The organism is Caulobacter sp. SRI_008, from assembly GCF_057586355.1.
The window spans coordinates 16,526-31,790 of record NZ_JBYCZS010000008.1 but is presented as its reverse complement, the minus strand read 5'-3'; the positions used below and the strand labels follow the sequence as shown (position 1 = coordinate 31,790).

The 15,265-nt window shown below is 69.3% G+C and carries 11 protein-coding genes; 4 read left to right on the top strand and 7 right to left on the bottom strand.

Annotated elements, in window-relative coordinates:
• Positions 1 to 17: 17 nt before the first annotated feature.
• Both mfd and AC2YHT_RS08880 read right to left on the bottom strand, forming a co-directional pair.
• A complete protein-coding gene (gene mfd, locus AC2YHT_RS08885) occupies positions 18 to 3,482 on the bottom strand; it encodes a transcription-repair coupling factor (RefSeq protein WP_487289259.1) in 3,465 nt (1,154 codons plus the stop codon).
• Positions 3,483 to 3,531: 49 nt separating this feature from the next.
• Complete coding sequence (locus AC2YHT_RS08880; protein ID WP_487289258.1) at positions 3,532 to 3,825, bottom strand: FAD assembly factor SdhE; 294 nt, start codon at positions 3,823 to 3,825, stop codon at positions 3,532 to 3,534.
• Between the two features lie 89 nt (positions 3,826 to 3,914).
• Between AC2YHT_RS08880 and AC2YHT_RS08875 the strand changes: the two genes are divergently transcribed.
• The 4 genes from AC2YHT_RS08875 to mazG all read left to right on the top strand — a co-directional run bounded on the left by AC2YHT_RS08875 (position 3,915) and on the right by mazG (position 8,833).
• Positions 3,915 to 5,375 (top strand): cobyric acid synthase, encoded by a 1,461-nt coding sequence (locus AC2YHT_RS08875; protein ID WP_487289256.1) that lies wholly within the window; start codon positions 3,915 to 3,917, stop codon positions 5,373 to 5,375.
• A gap of 69 nt (positions 5,376 to 5,444) precedes the next feature.
• Positions 5,445 to 6,602 (top strand): Na+/H+ antiporter NhaA, encoded by a 1,158-nt coding sequence (gene nhaA, locus AC2YHT_RS08870; protein WP_487289254.1) that lies wholly within the window; start codon positions 5,445 to 5,447, stop codon positions 6,600 to 6,602.
• 43 nt (positions 6,603 to 6,645) lie between these two features.
• Positions 6,646 to 8,049, top strand: a complete 1,404-nt coding sequence (locus AC2YHT_RS08865) for an MFS transporter (protein WP_487289252.1) — start codon at positions 6,646 to 6,648, stop codon at positions 8,047 to 8,049.
• Positions 8,003 to 8,833, top strand: a complete 831-nt coding sequence (mazG, locus tag AC2YHT_RS08860; protein ID WP_487289251.1) for a nucleoside triphosphate pyrophosphohydrolase — start codon at positions 8,003 to 8,005, stop codon at positions 8,831 to 8,833. Before AC2YHT_RS08865 ends, mazG begins: the two co-directional genes overlap by 47 nt.
• Before the next feature lie 156 nt (positions 8,834 to 8,989).
• Here mazG and hflX read toward each other — a convergent pair whose 3' ends face one another.
• The 5 genes from hflX to AC2YHT_RS08835 all read right to left on the bottom strand — a co-directional run bounded on the left by hflX (position 8,990) and on the right by AC2YHT_RS08835 (position 15,231).
• The gene (hflX, locus tag AC2YHT_RS08855) at positions 8,990 to 10,342 is read right to left on the bottom strand and encodes a GTPase HflX (RefSeq protein WP_487289249.1); all 1,353 of its coding nucleotides are present in this window, start codon (positions 10,340 to 10,342) and stop codon (positions 8,990 to 8,992) included.
• 13 nt (positions 10,343 to 10,355) lie between these two features.
• Positions 10,356 to 10,604 carry an RNA chaperone Hfq gene (gene hfq / locus AC2YHT_RS08850; protein ID WP_058348899.1) on the bottom strand — a complete coding sequence of 83 codons (249 nt, stop codon included), beginning with the start codon at positions 10,602 to 10,604 and terminating at the stop codon, positions 10,356 to 10,358.
• Positions 10,605 to 10,730: 126 nt separating this feature from the next.
• Entirely contained in the window at positions 10,731 to 11,594 is an 864-nt protein-coding gene (locus tag AC2YHT_RS08845) for a D-amino-acid transaminase (RefSeq protein WP_487289247.1), read from the bottom strand.
• Between the two features lie 8 nt (positions 11,595 to 11,602).
• Positions 11,603 to 12,991 (bottom strand): nitrogen assimilation response regulator NtrX, encoded by a 1,389-nt coding sequence (gene ntrX, locus AC2YHT_RS08840; protein WP_110122060.1) that lies wholly within the window; start codon positions 12,989 to 12,991, stop codon positions 11,603 to 11,605.
• Positions 12,988 to 15,231 (bottom strand): sensor histidine kinase NtrY-like, encoded by a 2,244-nt coding sequence (locus AC2YHT_RS08835; protein ID WP_487289246.1) that lies wholly within the window; start codon positions 15,229 to 15,231, stop codon positions 12,988 to 12,990. Before AC2YHT_RS08835 ends, ntrX begins: the two co-directional genes overlap by 4 nt.
• Positions 15,232 to 15,265 lie beyond the last annotated feature (34 nt).

Here is a 15,265-nt window from a genome sequence, read left to right as displayed (position 1 = left end):
AAGCCGCCTCGCCTTCCCTACCCCTTCGCCAGCTTGACCAGCTGGACCAGGATCTTCTCGGCCGCGTCGAGACGCTGAGCCGGCGTATCCCATTCGCCCTTGACCACGACCTTCTGGTCGGGACGAGCCTTCCAGATCAGGTTGTTCTTGCCGATGAACTGCATCAGCGGCAGCGGGTTGGCGAACTCGTCGTTGCGGAAGCTGAGCACCGCGCCCTTGGGGCCGACGTCGATCTTGGCGACATTGGCTTCGCGGCACATGCCCTTGATGCCGACGACCTTGAGCAGGGAGTCGGTCTCGGGCGGCAGCGGGCCGAAGCGGTCGATCATCTCGGCGGCCAGGGCTTCGCGGTCGGCGGCCTTTTCGGCTTCAGACAGGCGGCGATAGAGCGACAGGCGCACATTGAGGTCGGGCACGTAGTCGTCGGGGATCATCACGGCCGCGCCGGTGTTGATCTGCGGCGACCAGGCGCGGTCCTCCAGCAGGGCCTCGGCGCCCTGACGCTCGCGCAGGGCCGCCACCGCGTCCTCCAGCATCTGCTGGTAGAGTTCGACGCCGATCTCCTTGATGTGGCCGCTCTGCTCGTCGCCGAGCAGGTTGCCGCCGCCGCGGATGTCGAGGTCGTGGCTGGCCAGCTGGAAGCCGGCGCCCAGGCTGTCGAGCGACTGCAGGACCTTCAGGCGCTTCTCGGCCGACAGGGTGATCTGCTTTTCGGCCGGCGTCGTCAGATAGGCGTAGGCCCGGGCCTTGGAGCGGCCGACGCGTCCACGGATCTGGTAGAGCTGGGCCAGGCCGAACATGTCGGCGCGGTGCACCACGAGGGTGTTGGCCGAGGGGATGTCGAGCCCGCTCTCGACGATCGTCGTGGCGAGCAGCACGTCGTACTGGCCCTCGTAGAAGGCGGTCATCACCTCCTCGAGCTGGGTGGCGCTCATCTGGCCGTGGCCGACGACGTACTTGATCTCCGGCACCTGGGTGCGGAGGAACTTCTCGATGTCCTCCAGGTCCTTCAGGCGCGGCACGACGTAATAGGCCTGGCCGCCGCGATACTTCTCGCGCAGCAGGGCCTCGCGCACGGTGACGGCGTCGAAGGGCGTGATGTAGGTGCGCACCGCCAGACGGTCGACTGGCGGGGTGGCGATGATCGACATCTCCCGGATGCCCGACAGCGCCATCTGCAGCGTGCGCGGAATGGGCGTGGCGGTCAGGGTCAGCATGTGCACGTCGGCGCGAAGCTCCTTGAGCTTCTCCTTGTGCTTGACCCCGAAGTGCTGCTCCTCGTCGACGATGACGAGGCCCAGGTCCTTGAAGGCGACCTGCTTGCTGAGCACCGCATGGGTGCCGACGACGATCTCCAGCTGACCGTTGGCCAGGCCCTCGCGGGTGTCGGCGGCTTCCTTGCCGGTGACCAGGCGCGACAGGCGGGTGACCTTGATCGGCCAGCCCTGGAAGCGCTCCTTGAACGTCTTGTAGTGCTGGCGGGCCAGCAGCGTCGTCGGGCAGACGATGGCCACCTGCTTGCCGCTCATGGCCACCACGAAGGCCGCGCGCAGGGCGACTTCCGTCTTGCCGAAGCCGACGTCGCCGCAGATCAGGCGGTCCATCGGCTTGCCCGAGGCCAGGTCTTCCAGCACGTCGTGGATGGCGTTGAGCTGGTCGTCCGTCTCCTCGTAGGGGAAGCGGGCGCAGAACTCGTCGAACACGCCCGACGGCGGATCGGTCTCTTCCACCGACTTCAGCGAGCGGGCGGCGGCGATCTGGATCAGGCCTTCGGCCATGATCCGCAGACGCTCCTTCGCCTTGGCCTTGCGGCCCTGCCAGGCCGCGCCGCCCAGCTTGTCGAGCTGGACGTTCTCGCCGTCGGCGCCGTAGCGGGTGAGCAGGTCGATGTTCTCGACCGGCAGGTAGAGCTTGGCCTCGCCGCCATACATCAGGTCGAGGCAGTCATGCGGCGCGCCCTGCACGTCGAGGGTCTTGAGGCCCTCGTAGCGGCCGATGCCGTGGTCGATGTGGACGACGAGGTCGCCGGGCGTCAGGGCGCTGGCCTCGGCCAGGAAGTTGGCGGCGCGGCGCTTCTTGCGCGGGCGGGCCAGACGATCGCCGAGGATGTCGGTCTCGGAGATGACGGCCAGGCTGTCAGTCTCGAAGCCGGCGTCGAGCGGCAGGACGACGCGCTGGGGGACCTTCGGATCGTTGGCCTTGGCCGCCTGCCAGTAGCCGGCATAGGGGATCTTCTTGAGGCCGTGGTCGGCCAGCATGGTCCCGAGGCGCTCGGACGAGCCTTCCGACCACGAGGCGAAGAGAACGCGTTTCCCCTCCCCGGCCAGTTTCTTGGCGTGGTCGGCGGTGGCCTCGAACAGGTTGACGCTGTCCTGGGCGCGCTCGGCGGCGAAGGTGCGGCCATGCTTGGCGCCCATGTCGACGACGTCGAGCCCCTGGGGCTGGAACGGCGTGAACTGGCGGTGCGGACGGTCGGAGACCGCCTCGTCCCATTCCTTGGCGGTCAGGTAGAGGGCGTGCGGCTCCAGCGGGCGGTAGGCCGACTTGCGGTCGGCGGCGGCGCGGGCGTCGTAGGCGTCGGCGATCATCGCCAGGCGCTCGTCGCGGGCCTCGGCCGTCTGGTGATCGACGCCGACCAGGGTTCCGGCTGGCAGATAGTCGAAGATCGTCGCCATCCGCTCGTAGAACAGCGGCAGCCAGTGCTCCATCCCTGCGCGGCGGCCGCCGTCGCTGACCGCGGCGTAGAGCGCATCGTCGCCCGGCGCGCCGAACAGGCGCACGTAGGAGCCCCGGAAGCGCGAGATGGCGTCGGCGTCGAGCAGGGCCTCGCTGACTGGCAAGAGCTCGATCGACTTCAACTGCTTGGTCGAGCGCTGGGTCTCCGGATCGAAGGCGCGGATGCTTTCCAGCGTGTCGCCGAACAGGTCGAGACGCACAGGCTCTTCGGCGGCCGGCGGATAGACGTCGATGACGCCACCCCGGATGGCGAATTCGCCGCGTTCGGAGACGGTGGAGGCGCGGACATAGCCGTTGACGGCGAAGTAGCGCTCCAGGTCCTTGATATCGACCGACTGGCCGACCTTGGCGCCGTAGCTGGCGCGGAGAAGCACTTCCTTGGTGGGCACGCGCTGCAGGAGCGCGGGCGCGGCGACGACCAGCATGGCCGCCTTGCCCTCGCCAAGGCCGTTGGCCAGGCGGTGCAGGGTGCACATACGGGTGGCCGCGACTCCGGCCGAGGGGCCGATGCGGTCATAGGGCAGGCAGTCCCACGAGGGCAGCAGCACCGCCTCGATCTCGGGGGCGAAGAACTTCAGGGCGTCGATGAAGGCGCTGGCCCGGGCCGTGTCGCGGGCCACGAACACGGTCAGGCCACCCCGCGCGCGGGCGATGTCGGCCATCGCCAGGGCGTCGAAGCCCTCGGGCGCGCCGGCCAGGGTCAGGCCGCCGGCGGCCTTGGCGATCTGTTTGGCGTCGTAGGCCATGCTGCTCTTCAAGTATGGGCGAGGAACAACCCGCCGAGATGCAAAGGGTTCAGGCGCCGTCGCCGACAGGCCGCGAAGTGTGGGCCTCGAAGCGGAACTTGCGGATCATGGCCATGATCTCGGTCTCGAAGGCCTCGGGCGTGGCCTCCTGGCCGACGATCCAGGCGTAGATCTCGCGATCGGACTGTTCGAGCAGGGTTTCCAGCACGTCGAGCTGGTCGGGGGGCAGGGTCGGGCCAAGCGTATCCGCGAACGGCCCCAGAATGAGGTCCGCTTCACGGAAGCCGCGATGCCAGGCCCGGAACTTCAGCCGCCGAAGGCGGGCGTCGTGATCGATGGTCATGCGGCCGCCGATATAGAGCGCGCCGCCGCCGGGCGCCAGCTTTGCGGCGTCGATTGACCGCGCCTGCTGACGGCTTTAGGCGCGAGGGCATGGCTTCCTTGATGATCCAGGGCTGCGGCTCCGACGTCGGCAAATCGACCCTGGTCGCGGGGTTGTGCCGACTTTTCGCCAATCGCGGCCTGGTGGTGCGGCCGTTCAAGCCGCAGAACATGTCCAACAACGCGGCCGTCACCGCCGACGGCGGCGAGATCGGGCGGGCACAGGCCCTTCAAGCGATCGCCTGCCGCACGCCGGCCAGCGTGCACATGAACCCGGTGCTGCTCAAACCCCAGAGCGATGTGGGCGCCCAGGTGGTGGTGCAGGGTCGCGTGGTCGGCAATTACAAGGCCCGGGCGTTCCAGGGGCTGAAGCCGGATCTGCTGGCCACGACGCTGGACAGCTATCGAAGGCTGGCGGCCGAGGCCGACCTTGTGTTGGTCGAGGGCGCGGGCAGTCCGGCGGAGACCAACCTCCGAGCCGGCGACATCGCCAACATGGGATTCGCCCACGCCGCCGACGTGCCGGTGGCGCTGGTCGGCGACATCGACCGGGGGCACGTGATCGCGGCCCTGGCCGGGGCGCACCTGGTGCTCGACGAGGCCGACCGGGCGCGGATCAAGGGCTTCATCATCAACAAGTTCCGGGGCGATCCGGGGCTGTTCGACGACGGGCGGACCGAGATCGCGCGCCTGACGGGCTGGCCGGATCTGGGCATGGTCCCGTGGCTGCCGCCGGTGCGGTTCCTGCCGGCCGAAGACGCCGTGGTGCTGGAGCGCGGCGCCGCCTCTGCCGAAGGCCGCCGCGCCAAGGTGGTCGTGCCTATGCTGTCGAGGATCGCCAATTTCGACGACTTCGACCCGCTGCGGAACGATCCGGCGATCGATCTGATCTTCCTGCCGCCCGGCGGCGTGCTGCCGGCCGACGCGGACCTGGTGATCCTGCCGGGCACGAAGGCGACGCTGGCGGATCTGGCCTTCCTGCGCGCCAACGGCTGGGATGTCGACATCCTCGCCCATGCCCGGCGCGGCGGCCGGGTGCTGGGCGTCTGCGGCGGCTACCAGATGCTGGGCCGGACGCTGAGCGATCCGGACGGCGTCGAGGGCGCGCCGGGCTCGGCGCCGGGGCTTGGCCTGCTGGACGTCGAGACCGTGCTGGCCAGCGACAAGACGGTGCGGCCGGTCACCGGGCGCCTGGCCGACGGCGCGGCCTTCGAGGGCTACGAAATCCATGTCGGCCGCACGACCGGCCCCGGGACCGCGCGACCGCTGCTGACCATCGATGGCCACGGCTCGGACGGCGCCGTCTCGGCCGACGGTCGGATCGCCGGCGGCTACGTCCACGGCCTGTTCGACAAGGCCTCGGCGCGAACCGCCCTGCTCGCCCCGCTCGGCGTGACGGCTGACGGCCAGGATCAGTCGGCGCGGGTCGATGCGGCGCTCGACGAGATCGCGCAGATCCTGGAGCAATCGCTGGACATCGCCGCCATCGCCCGCATCGCCGGGCTGCCCTGACCGGTTTCCCTGGCCCTGGCTCCTGGCGGCGGTCAAACTCCGCCTGACGAATCCCGACAAGGAGCCACCATGCCCCGCCGCGCCGTATCCGCCCTGCGCGCCTTCCTGCGCAGCGAAGCCGCCGGCGGGGTGCTGCTGATGATCGCGGCGGCGGCGGCGTTGGTCGTGGCCAACTCGCCGCTGGCGGACGGCTATTTCCACGCCCTGCACGCCTATCTCGGCCCGCTGTCGGTCGAGCACTGGGTCAATGACGGGCTGATGGCGGTGTTCTTCCTGCTGGTCGGCCTGGAGATCAAGCGCGAGGTCGTGGACGGCGAGCTCTCGACCTGGCCGCGCCGCGCCCTGCCCGGCTTCGCGGCGCTGGGCGGGATGGTCGTTCCGGCGCTGGTCTACCTGCTGATCGCCCGCGACGCGCCAGAGGTTCGGGCCGGCTGGGCGATCCCGGCGGCGACGGATATCGCTTTCGCTCTGGGGGTGCTGTCGCTGCTGGGACCACGCGTGCCGGGCGCACTGAAGATCTTCCTGGCGGCCCTGGCGATCATCGACGACCTGGGCGCGATCCTGATCATCGCCCTCTTCTACACCGACCACCTGACCCTGTGGGCGCTAGGCGGCGCGGCCGTCGTGCTGGCCGCGCTCATCGCGCTGAACCGGCTGAAGGTGACGGCGCTGTGGGCCTATCTGCTGCTGGGCGCTGTGCTTTGGGTGCTGTTCCTGAAGTCGGGGATCCACGCGACGCTGGCCGGCGTACTGCTGGCCATGACCATTCCGCTGTCGCCCGACCACAGCCGCTCGCCGCTGCACAGGCTGGAGCACGGGCTTAATCCGTGGGTGGCCTATCTGATCGTGCCGGTCTTCGGCTTCGCCAATGCGGGCGTCGCCCTGGGCGGTCTTTCCGCCTCGGCCCTGGCCGCGCCGGCGACGCTGGGAGCCGCGCTGGGCCTCTTCCTGGGCAAGCAGGCCGGCGTCTTCGCCTTCAGCGCCGCCGCCATCGGGCTGGGACTGGCGCGCAAGCCGTCGGGCGTGAACTGGGGCCAGCTCTACGGCGTGGCGGCGCTGTGCGGGGTGGGCTTCACCATGAGCCTGTTCATCAACAACCTGGCCTTCGACGCCGAACTGCTGCGCGAAGAGACCAAGATCGGCGTGCTGGCCGGCTCGCTGGCGTCGGCCCTGCTGGCCTGGCTGATCTTCACCCTCGCTTGCCAGACGCCTCGACGCAGCGTCTGATCGCCGTTCAGTGAGGCGCTGCGTAATGCGCCGGGGAGGAAGCATGAGCGCCGCGCCACGACGATCGAACGCCGTCCTGGCGGCCTATGCCTCGCCCACCCTGCCGCTTGCGGGCCTGGGCCTGCCGCTGGTGGTCTACCTGCCTGAGTATTACGTCAGCGAGCTTGGCCTTTCGCTGTCGGTCGTCGGGACCGCCTTCCTGCTGGTGCGGCTGGCCGACATCATCCTGGATCCGATCCTGGGCGGCCTGATGGACCGCACGCGGACCCGCTGGGGCCGCTTCCGGCCCTGGCTGATCGCCAGCGCCCCGCTGCTGATGGCGGCGTCCTACGCCCTGTTCATGGCCAAGCCCGGGATCGGACCGGTCTTCCTCTGGGCCTGGCTGATCATCGCCTATGTCGGCTTCTCGATGGCGGTGCTGGCGCAGACGGCGTGGGGGGCGGTGCTGTCGCCTGACTACCAGCAACGCTCGCGGATCTATGGGTTCTGGGGCGCGGGCAACGTGATCGGCATGATCCTGGTGCTGCTGCTGCCGCCGCTGATGGCCTTCGCTTTCAAGGGGAACCACGCCTCGGGGATCGCGGCCATGGGCTGGTTCATCATCGTGCTGACGCCGCTGACGGCGCTGCTGGCCAGCGTGGTCGTCGGCGAACCGGCCGCGCCGCCCCAGCGCCACGAGGCGGGTATCAAGCAGTATCTGGGCCTGCTGACACGCCCCAGCGTGCAGAAGCTCTTGGCGGCCGACCTGCTGATGGGCTTAGCGCCCGGCATCGGCGGGGCGCTGTTCTTCTTCTTCTTCGAGCGCATCAAGGGCATCCCCAAGGACCAGGCGGGGATCCTGCTGCTGATCTATTTCGTCGCCGCCCTGGCCGGCGCGCCGCTGTGGCCCTGGCTGGCCAAGACCCTGGGCAAGCACACCGCCCTGGCCATCGCCGGGATCATGTACGCCGTCTTCCAGATGGCCGCGATCCTGACGCCCCCGGGCATGAACCTGTTCGGCGTGGCGGTGCTGGTGCTGGCCGGCCTGCCCTATTCGGCCGCGCCGCTGCTGGTGCGCTCGATGATGGCCGACATCGGCGACGAGGAGCGGCTCAATACCGGCGTCGACCGCACCGGCCTGCTCTACGCCGTCGTCAACGGCACGGTGAAGCTGGGCTTCGCCCTGGCCATCGGCGTCTTCCTAGTGCTGGAGAAGCTCGGCTTCGACCCCAAGGTGCCCAGCGCCCAAGGCGATACGGCGCTGATCGTGCTCTACACCGTTGTGCCGGCGGCGCTCGGGGTGCTGGTCTGCCTGATCATCGTACGCTATCCGCTGGACGCCAGACGCCACGCCGAGATCCGCGCCCAACTGGACGCGCGCGACGCCGCCGAGGCCGCCACCGCCGCAGACACGAGCCCGCATGACCGCCGCCCCGACCCCAGCCCCGCGTCCTCTGCAGCCGAGTGAGGAGCATCCGCTCTTCACCCTGGTGGAGATCATGGCCCGCCTGCGCGACCCCGACCACGGCTGCCCGTGGGACGTGGAGCAGACCTTCGCGACCATCGCGCCCTACACGGTCGAGGAGGCCTACGAGGTCGCCGACGCCATCGAGCGGAACGACCTGTCGGACCTGAAGGAGGAACTGGGCGACCTGCTGCTGCAGGTGGTGTTCCACTCAAGGATGGCCGAGGAACAGGGCGCGTTCGACCTGGCGGGCGTGGCCCAGTCGATCTCTGACAAGATGATCCGCCGACATCCGCACGTGTTCGGCGACCACGCCTATGACGATCTGGCCGACCAGAAGGCCGGCTGGGAGGAGCTCAAGGCTCAGGAGCGCAAGGCCAAGAAGAAGGGCGGCGTGCTCGACGACGTGCCGGCCGGCCTGCCCGCCCTGACCCGCGCGGTGAAGCTGACCAAGCGCGCCGCCCGCGTCGGCTTCGACTGGCCCTCGACCGACGAGGTGCTGGCCAAGCTGGCCGAGGAAGTCGCCGAACTGCAGGTCGAGATCGACGCCGGCGACCAGGCCAAGGCCCGCGAGGAGCTGGGCGACATCCTGTTCGTCTGCGCCAACCTGGCCCGCAAGCTCGACGTCGAACCCGAGGACGCCCTGCGCGCCACCAACGCCAAGTTCGCCCGGCGCTTCGCATTCATCGAGGCGGAACTGGCCAAGGACGGGCGAACGCCGGACCAGTCGGACCTGGCGGAGATGGACGCGCTGTGGGACGCGGCGAAGGCGGCCGAGAAGAAGTGACCTTCTCCCATCGGGAGAAGGTGGCGGCCGGAGGCCGTCGGATGAGGGGTTAGGGACTGAAGACGTCGTGCCGGCACGACGTCCAAAGGCGTACCCCCTCACCCTCCCATCGCTTCGCGACGGGCCCCTCCCTCTCCCCATGGGAGAGGGAAAGAGTCACTCCCCGATCGGCATCACCCAGACACCGGGGAACTGACGCTCGAAGCGGCCCTGCGCTTGGGGGTCCATGCGGGCCACCAGGTGCACTTCGCCGTCTTCGCGATCGTCGCGCTCGACCACGCGGCCGTTGCGGTAGATCCAGGCCAGGGCCTCGCCGTCGGCCGGCGACAGGCGCAGGGCGATGGGCGGGGTGTCGTCGATCAGACCGCCGACGCGCTTGAGCAGCTCGGCGCAGCCTTCGCCGGTGACGGCCGAGACCGCCGAGGCGTCGGAGCGCTTGGCGCGGCCTTCGAGGATCTCGCGTTCCTCGCCGTCGACCAGATCGATCTTGTTCCAGACCTCGACGACGGTCTTGCCCTCGTCGGCCGTGACCTTCAGCTCGGTCAGCACCGCCTGGACGTCGCGGGCCTGGGAGTCGGTGTCGGGGTTGGCGACGTCGCGCACGTGCAGGACCACGTCGGCCTCCTGCACCTCCTCGAGGGTGGCGCGGAAGGCCTCGACCAGCTCGTGCGGCAGGTCGGAGATGAAGCCGACGGTGTCGGACAGGATGGCCGGACGGCCGTCGGGCAGCTTGACCGTTCGCAGGGTCGGGTCGAGCGTGGCGAACAGCATGTCCTGGGCCACGACCTCGGCGTTGGTCAGGCGGTTGAACAGGGTCGACTTGCCGGCGTTGGTGTAGCCCACCAGCGCCACGGTCGGGTACGGGACCTTCTTGCGGGCGCTGCGGTGCAGGGTGCGGGTGCGCCGCACTTCCTCCAACTCGCGCTTGAGCTTGCCGATCGTGCCGGCGATCAGGCGCCGGTCGAGTTCGATCTGGGTTTCGCCGGGGCCGCCGGTGTTGCCGGTGCCGCCGCGCTGGCGTTCCAGGTGGGTCCAGGTGCGGACGAGGCGCGAGCGCTCGTAGTCGAGCCGCGCCAGTTCGACCTGCAGCTTGCCTTCGCGCGTGCGGGCGCGACGGGCGAAGATCTCGAGGATCAGGCCCGTGCGGTCGACGACCTTCACCCCCAGGCCGCGCTCGAGATTGCGCTGCTGGACGGGGGTGAGCTGGTCGTCGAACACGGCGACGTCGATATGCTCGACCTCGCAGATCGCCTTGAATTCCTGGATCTTGCCGCTGCCGAACAGGGTGGCGGGCGTGACGGTGCGCAACGGCGCGATGGCCGTTTCGACAACGTCGAGATCGAGGGCTACGGCGAGGCCGACGGCCTCTTCGAGACGCGCCTTGGGATCGCGCGCCTCGAGAGCGGCCTGCCCACGAGCAGGCCGCACCGGGTGGATCACGAACGCCTTAAGGATCGGGTCGGCGTGATCGATAAGTCCATCGGGGGACTTAGATGTGGATTTTGACAAAAGAGCCTTGGACTTAGTCGTCTTGATCGGCGCTCGGCTCGTACAGCTGAACGGGCTGAGCCGGCATGATCGTCGAGATGGCGTGCTTGTAGACCAGTTGCGACTGGCCGTCGCGGCGCAGCAGGACGCAGAAGTTGTCGAACCAGCTGACCACGCCCTGCAGCTTGACGCCGTTGACCAGGAAGATGGTGAGCGGCGTCTTGGACTTGCGCACGCTGTTCAGGAAGGTGTCCTGAAGGTTTTGTTTCTTGTCGGCGGACATTGGGGATTCCCCTCTCGTTGATTTCGGAGGGCAACACGCCCTCCACACAAACAAGTTCATGCTAGAGCATTTTTCGCCGTTGGACATGGCCTTCGGCGAAAAATGCACGCGTGGCGGCGAGGAAGCTTAGATCGCTCCCGCCTTCGCCCGCTCGATATAGGCGCGCCGCAGGCGGCTCGCCACCGGCCCGACCGTTCCATCCCCGATCTTGTCGCCGTCGATGCTGACGATCGGCGTGACCAAGCTGCCGGCGCCGGTGATGAAGGCTTCCCGGGCGGTCTTGGCCTCTTCCACGGTGAACGGCCGCTCCTCGACCGGAAGGCCCGCTTCGGCGATGACGTCCAGCAAGGTCAGGCGGGTGACGCCGCGCAGGATGTTGGCCTGGGTGTCGCGGGTGCGCAGACGGCCATCCGCATCGACGATCCAGGCGTTGGACGAGGCGCCTTCGGTGACCAGGCCCAGGTCGTCGACGAACCAGGCCTCGATGGCGCCGCGCTCGCGGGCGGCCTGCTTGGCCAGGGCGTTGGGCAGCAGGCCGATGGTCTTGATGTCGCAACGGCCCCAGCGGTTCTCGGGCACGGTGACGACGCCGGAGCCCTTGGCGGCCTTGGCCTCGGCGGCGGCGCGATCGACCGAACGGGCGGTGATCACCACGGCCGGCGGCACGTCCGGATTGGGGAAGGCGTGGTCGCGCTTGGCGACGCCGCGGGTGACCTGCAGGTAGACGAGGCCCTCGCGCACCTGATTGCGGCGGATGGCTTCGCGCAGCACGATGGTCAGCGCCGCCTCGCTCATCGGGTGGGCGATGCGCAGTTCGTCGAGGCTGCGCCACAGGCGGGCGAAGTGGCCGGCGGCGTCGGCCAGCTTGCCGTCGAACACCGCCCAGACCTCATAGACGCCGTCGGCCAGCTGGTAGCCGCGGTCCTCGATGTGCACGGCGGCCTGGCCGTGACGCACGAAGCGGCCGTTGACGTAAGCGAAACGCGACATCGGGGTCCTTACTCTTCTTCCTCGCCGCGGCCGCCGGCCACGCCCAGAGACTTCAGCTTGCGGTGCAGGGCCGAGCGCTCCATGCCGATGAAGTTGGCCGTGCGCGAGATGTTGCCGCCGAACCGCAGGATCTGGGCGTTGAGATATTCGCGCTCGAACAGCTCGCGGGCCTCGCGCAGCGGCAGTGCGATGATCCGCTCGGCGCCGATCGCGCCCGAACCGCCGCTGGAGGGCTGGTCGGCCGCGTTCAGCATGTCGGCGGTGATCAGGTCGCCGGGCTCGCCCGCCGCCAGGATCAGCATCCGCTCGACGTTGTTGCGCAGCTGGCGAACGTTGCCCGGCCACGCCTGGACCTGAAGCGTCGCCAGGGCGTCTTCGCCGAGGCGACGGCGCTGCATGCCGGTGGCCTCGGAGATCCGCTCGACGAAATAGCTGATCAGCTCGGGGATGTCCTCGCGCCGCTCGGCCAGGCCGGGCACGCGCACGGGCACGACGTTGAGGCGGTGGAACAGGTCCTCGCGGAAGCGACCGGCGGCGATCTCCTCGCGCAGGTCGCGCGAGGTGGACGAGATCACGCGCACATCGACCTGCACGTCGTTGTCGCCGCCGACGCGGCGGAAACGCTGCTCGACCAGCACCCGCAGGATGCGGCTCTGGGTCTCGCGCGGCATGTCGGCCACTTCGTCGAGATAGAGAGTGCCGCCGTGGGCGCGCTCGAAGACGCCGATCTTGCGCGGACGACCGTTCTCGCCCTCCTCGCCGAACAGTTCGACGTCTAGGCGTTCGGGGGCCATGCCGGCCGAGCTGACGGCGACGAACTCGGCCTTGGTGCGGGCGCTGGCGCTGTGGATCAGGCGAGCGACCAGCTCCTTGCCCGAGCCGGGGGGACCGGCGACCAGCACGCGGCTGTTGGCCGGGGCGACCTTGGCGATCATCTGGCGCAGGGCCTGGGCGGCCTGCGACTTGCCCATCAGGCCGTCGGAGGCGAAGCTCTGGGCCCGCAGGCGGCGGTTCTCGCGCTTGAGGTTAGTCGCCTCCAGCGCGCGCTCGACCACCAGCAGCAGCCGGTCGGACTTGAACGGCTTCTCCAGGAACTCGTAGGCGCCGCGCTTGATGGCGCTGACGGCGGTCTCGATGTTGCCGTGGCCCGAGATCATGATCACCGGCAGGTCGGCGTCGAGCGTCTTGATCATATCGAGCAGCTCGAGACCGTCCATACCGCCGCCCTGCATCCAGATATCGAGGATCAGCAGGGCCGGCTTGCGGGCGCGGATGGCCGCCAGGGCCTGGTCGGAATCGGCGGCCGTGCGAACGGCGTAGCCTTCGTCCTCCAGGATCCCGGCCACCAGATCGCGGATGTCGACTTCATCGTCGACCACCAGCACGTCGGCGCTCATGTCATCTCCTCTACGCCGTGGACGGAAGGCGCGGCGGCGAGCCGCGCCGACGCCGGGAACTTCAGGACGACGCGCGCGCCGGCGTGGCCGTGCGCGTCGGTGAGGACCAGCTCGCCGCCGTGGTCCTCCATGATCCGCTTGACGATGGCCAGGCCTAGGCCCGTGCCCTTCTCGCGGGTGGTCACGTAGGGTTCGGCCAGCCGGTCGCGATCCTTGGCGGGCAGGCCGACGCCGTTGTCCTCGACGACGATGCAAAGGTTGTCGTCGTCGGAGACCAGGGTCGCGTCGATGTGGCCGCGCGGCTCGGGCGTCGCGTGGCGACGCGCGCCCACGGCCTCGCCGGCGTTCTTCAGGATGTTGGTCAGGGCCTGGCCGATCATGCGGGCGTCGCAATTGACCCAGACCGCCCCGCCCGGCTCGTCGATGACGACGTCGGTCTCGACATCGACCACCCGCTGGGCGAAGACGCCGGCCCGCAGCAGTTCGGCCACGTCGGCCGGCGCGAAGCGCGGCGCGGGCATGCGGGCGAAGGCCGAGAACTCGTCGACCATCCGGCCGATGTCGCCGACCTGGCGGATGATGGTGTCGGTGCAGCGGTCGAAGGTCTCGAGATCGCTAGTGATGTCCTTGCGGTACTTGCGACGGATGCGCTCGGCCGACAGCTGGATCGGGGTCAGCGGGTTCTTGATCTCGTGGGCGATGCGGCGGGCGACGTCCTTCCAGGCGGCGTTGCGCTGGGCGGCCATCAGGCGGGTGACGTCGTCGAAGGTCAGGACCTGGCCCTCGGCGGCGTGGCCGGCGGCCCGCACGCGCAGGCGCAGGGTCTCGCCGCCGCGCACGACATCGATCTCGACCTCCGCGTTGGGACGGCCCTGGCTGATCTCTTCCAGCACCTCGGCGAATTCGGGGGCGGCCTCGACGAGATCCTGGCCCACGGCCTCGTCGTCGAGCGCCAGCAGCGCGCCGGCGCGGCGGTTCAGGGCCGATATCCGGCCCGCGCCGTCCAGGCTGATGACCCCGGCGCTGACGCCCGACAGCACGGTCTCGATGAACTGGCGGCGCGACTCGGCGTCGAGGCTGGCGGCCTTCAGGGCGGCCTGCTGGGCCTGAAGATCGGCCGTCATCATGTTGAAGGCGTTGGACAGGGCCCGGATCTCCTCGGGACCAAGCTCGACATCGACCCGCGCGTCCAGATCGCCGGCCGAGACGCGTCCGGCCGCCTGGACGAGGCCCGAGACGGGGGCGGCGATCGAGTTGGCGGCGGCGATGCCGACCCAGACGGCGGCGACCAGCACCAACAGCGCGGTTTCGGCGTAGCTGAGGCCGAAGATCGCCTGGATGCGGGCCCGGTTCTCGGCGGCGTCGCGATAGGAGATCAGCGACTCTTCTGACTCGATCAGGTGGGCCAGGATGCCCTTGTCGATGGGCCGGGCGATGTAGAGGTAGCCGTCCTCGAAGCCCTTGAGCTTGTAGAGCGCCCGGAACAGGTCTTCGGACACGAAGCGTTGCGAGGTGATCTCGCCGGTGTCGGTCCAGCGGAAGCTGGAGGGCGGCGGGGCCAGGAACGGCGGAGCGTTCTCGGCCTCGGCCCTGGCGAGAATCCGGCCGTCGCGGTCGAGCACGTAGGCGGCCGAGAAGCCGTTGTCGTCGGCGAGGTTCTTCAGGAAGTGGCCAAAGGCGACCGGCGACTCGGCCATGGCCGGGGCGGCGGTGTTCAGCATGCCGGCCATCGGGCCCATGTGCTGGCTGATATAGGCCGTCTGCTCGGAGACGTAGGAGCGCGCCACGGTGGCCGAGTTCTCGACCACGGTCGTCACCCGCTTGCTGAACCAGCCGTCGACGCCGCGGTTGACCAGCACCCCGAAGAACAGGGCCACGATCACCGCCGGGGCGACGGCCGCCACCGAGAACAGGCCGACGAAGCGCAGGTGCAGGCGCGCGCCGGCGTCGCTGGAACGGGCGTCGATCAGATCGAGCAGCCGCCAGCCGACGATGGCCGCGATGCAGAGGATGAGGGCCAGGTTGAAGCCCAGCACCACCAGGATCACGGTGCTGGCCGGTCCGATCGGTCCGGTGGTCGGCGGCGACGAGGCCAGGCCGACGCCGGTGGCCGTGAGTACGGCCGCCAGGGCGTAACCGCCGCCGAGGACGTAGCGTGACCTCAGAAGCTCACGCCACCAGAGCCGGCTGAAGCGGCGCGGGCGGTCTTCCGATTCCGAAACTGACGGGATCGACGACATCGGGTTGAGTTTAGGGCGGGGTGTGCCCCAAACT

Excerpts from the sequence above, each read along its gene's own strand:
- AC2YHT_RS08835 (WP_487289246.1), bottom strand. The coding sequence starts at position 15,231 with ATGTCGTCGATCCCGTCAGTTTCGGAATCGGAAGACCGCCCGCGCCGC.
- AC2YHT_RS08875 (WP_487289256.1), top strand. The coding sequence starts at position 3,915 with ATGGCTTCCTTGATGATCCAGGGCTGCGGCTCCGACGTCGGCAAATCG.
- mfd (WP_487289259.1), bottom strand. The coding sequence starts at position 3,482 with ATGGCCTACGACGCCAAACAGATCGCCAAGGCCGCCGGCGGCCTGACC.
- AC2YHT_RS08865 (WP_487289252.1), top strand. The coding sequence starts at position 6,646 with ATGAGCGCCGCGCCACGACGATCGAACGCCGTCCTGGCGGCCTATGCC.
- ntrX (WP_110122060.1), bottom strand. The coding sequence starts at position 12,991 with ATGAGCGCCGACGTGCTGGTGGTCGACGATGAAGTCGACATCCGCGAT.
- AC2YHT_RS08845 (WP_487289247.1), bottom strand. The coding sequence starts at position 11,594 with ATGTCGCGTTTCGCTTACGTCAACGGCCGCTTCGTGCGTCACGGCCAG.
- nhaA (WP_487289254.1), top strand. The coding sequence starts at position 5,445 with ATGCCCCGCCGCGCCGTATCCGCCCTGCGCGCCTTCCTGCGCAGCGAA.
- hfq (WP_058348899.1), bottom strand. The coding sequence starts at position 10,604 with ATGTCCGCCGACAAGAAACAAAACCTTCAGGACACCTTCCTGAACAGC.
- mazG (WP_487289251.1), top strand. The coding sequence starts at position 8,003 with ATGACCGCCGCCCCGACCCCAGCCCCGCGTCCTCTGCAGCCGAGTGAG.
- AC2YHT_RS08880 (WP_487289258.1), bottom strand. The coding sequence starts at position 3,825 with ATGACCATCGATCACGACGCCCGCCTTCGGCGGCTGAAGTTCCGGGCC.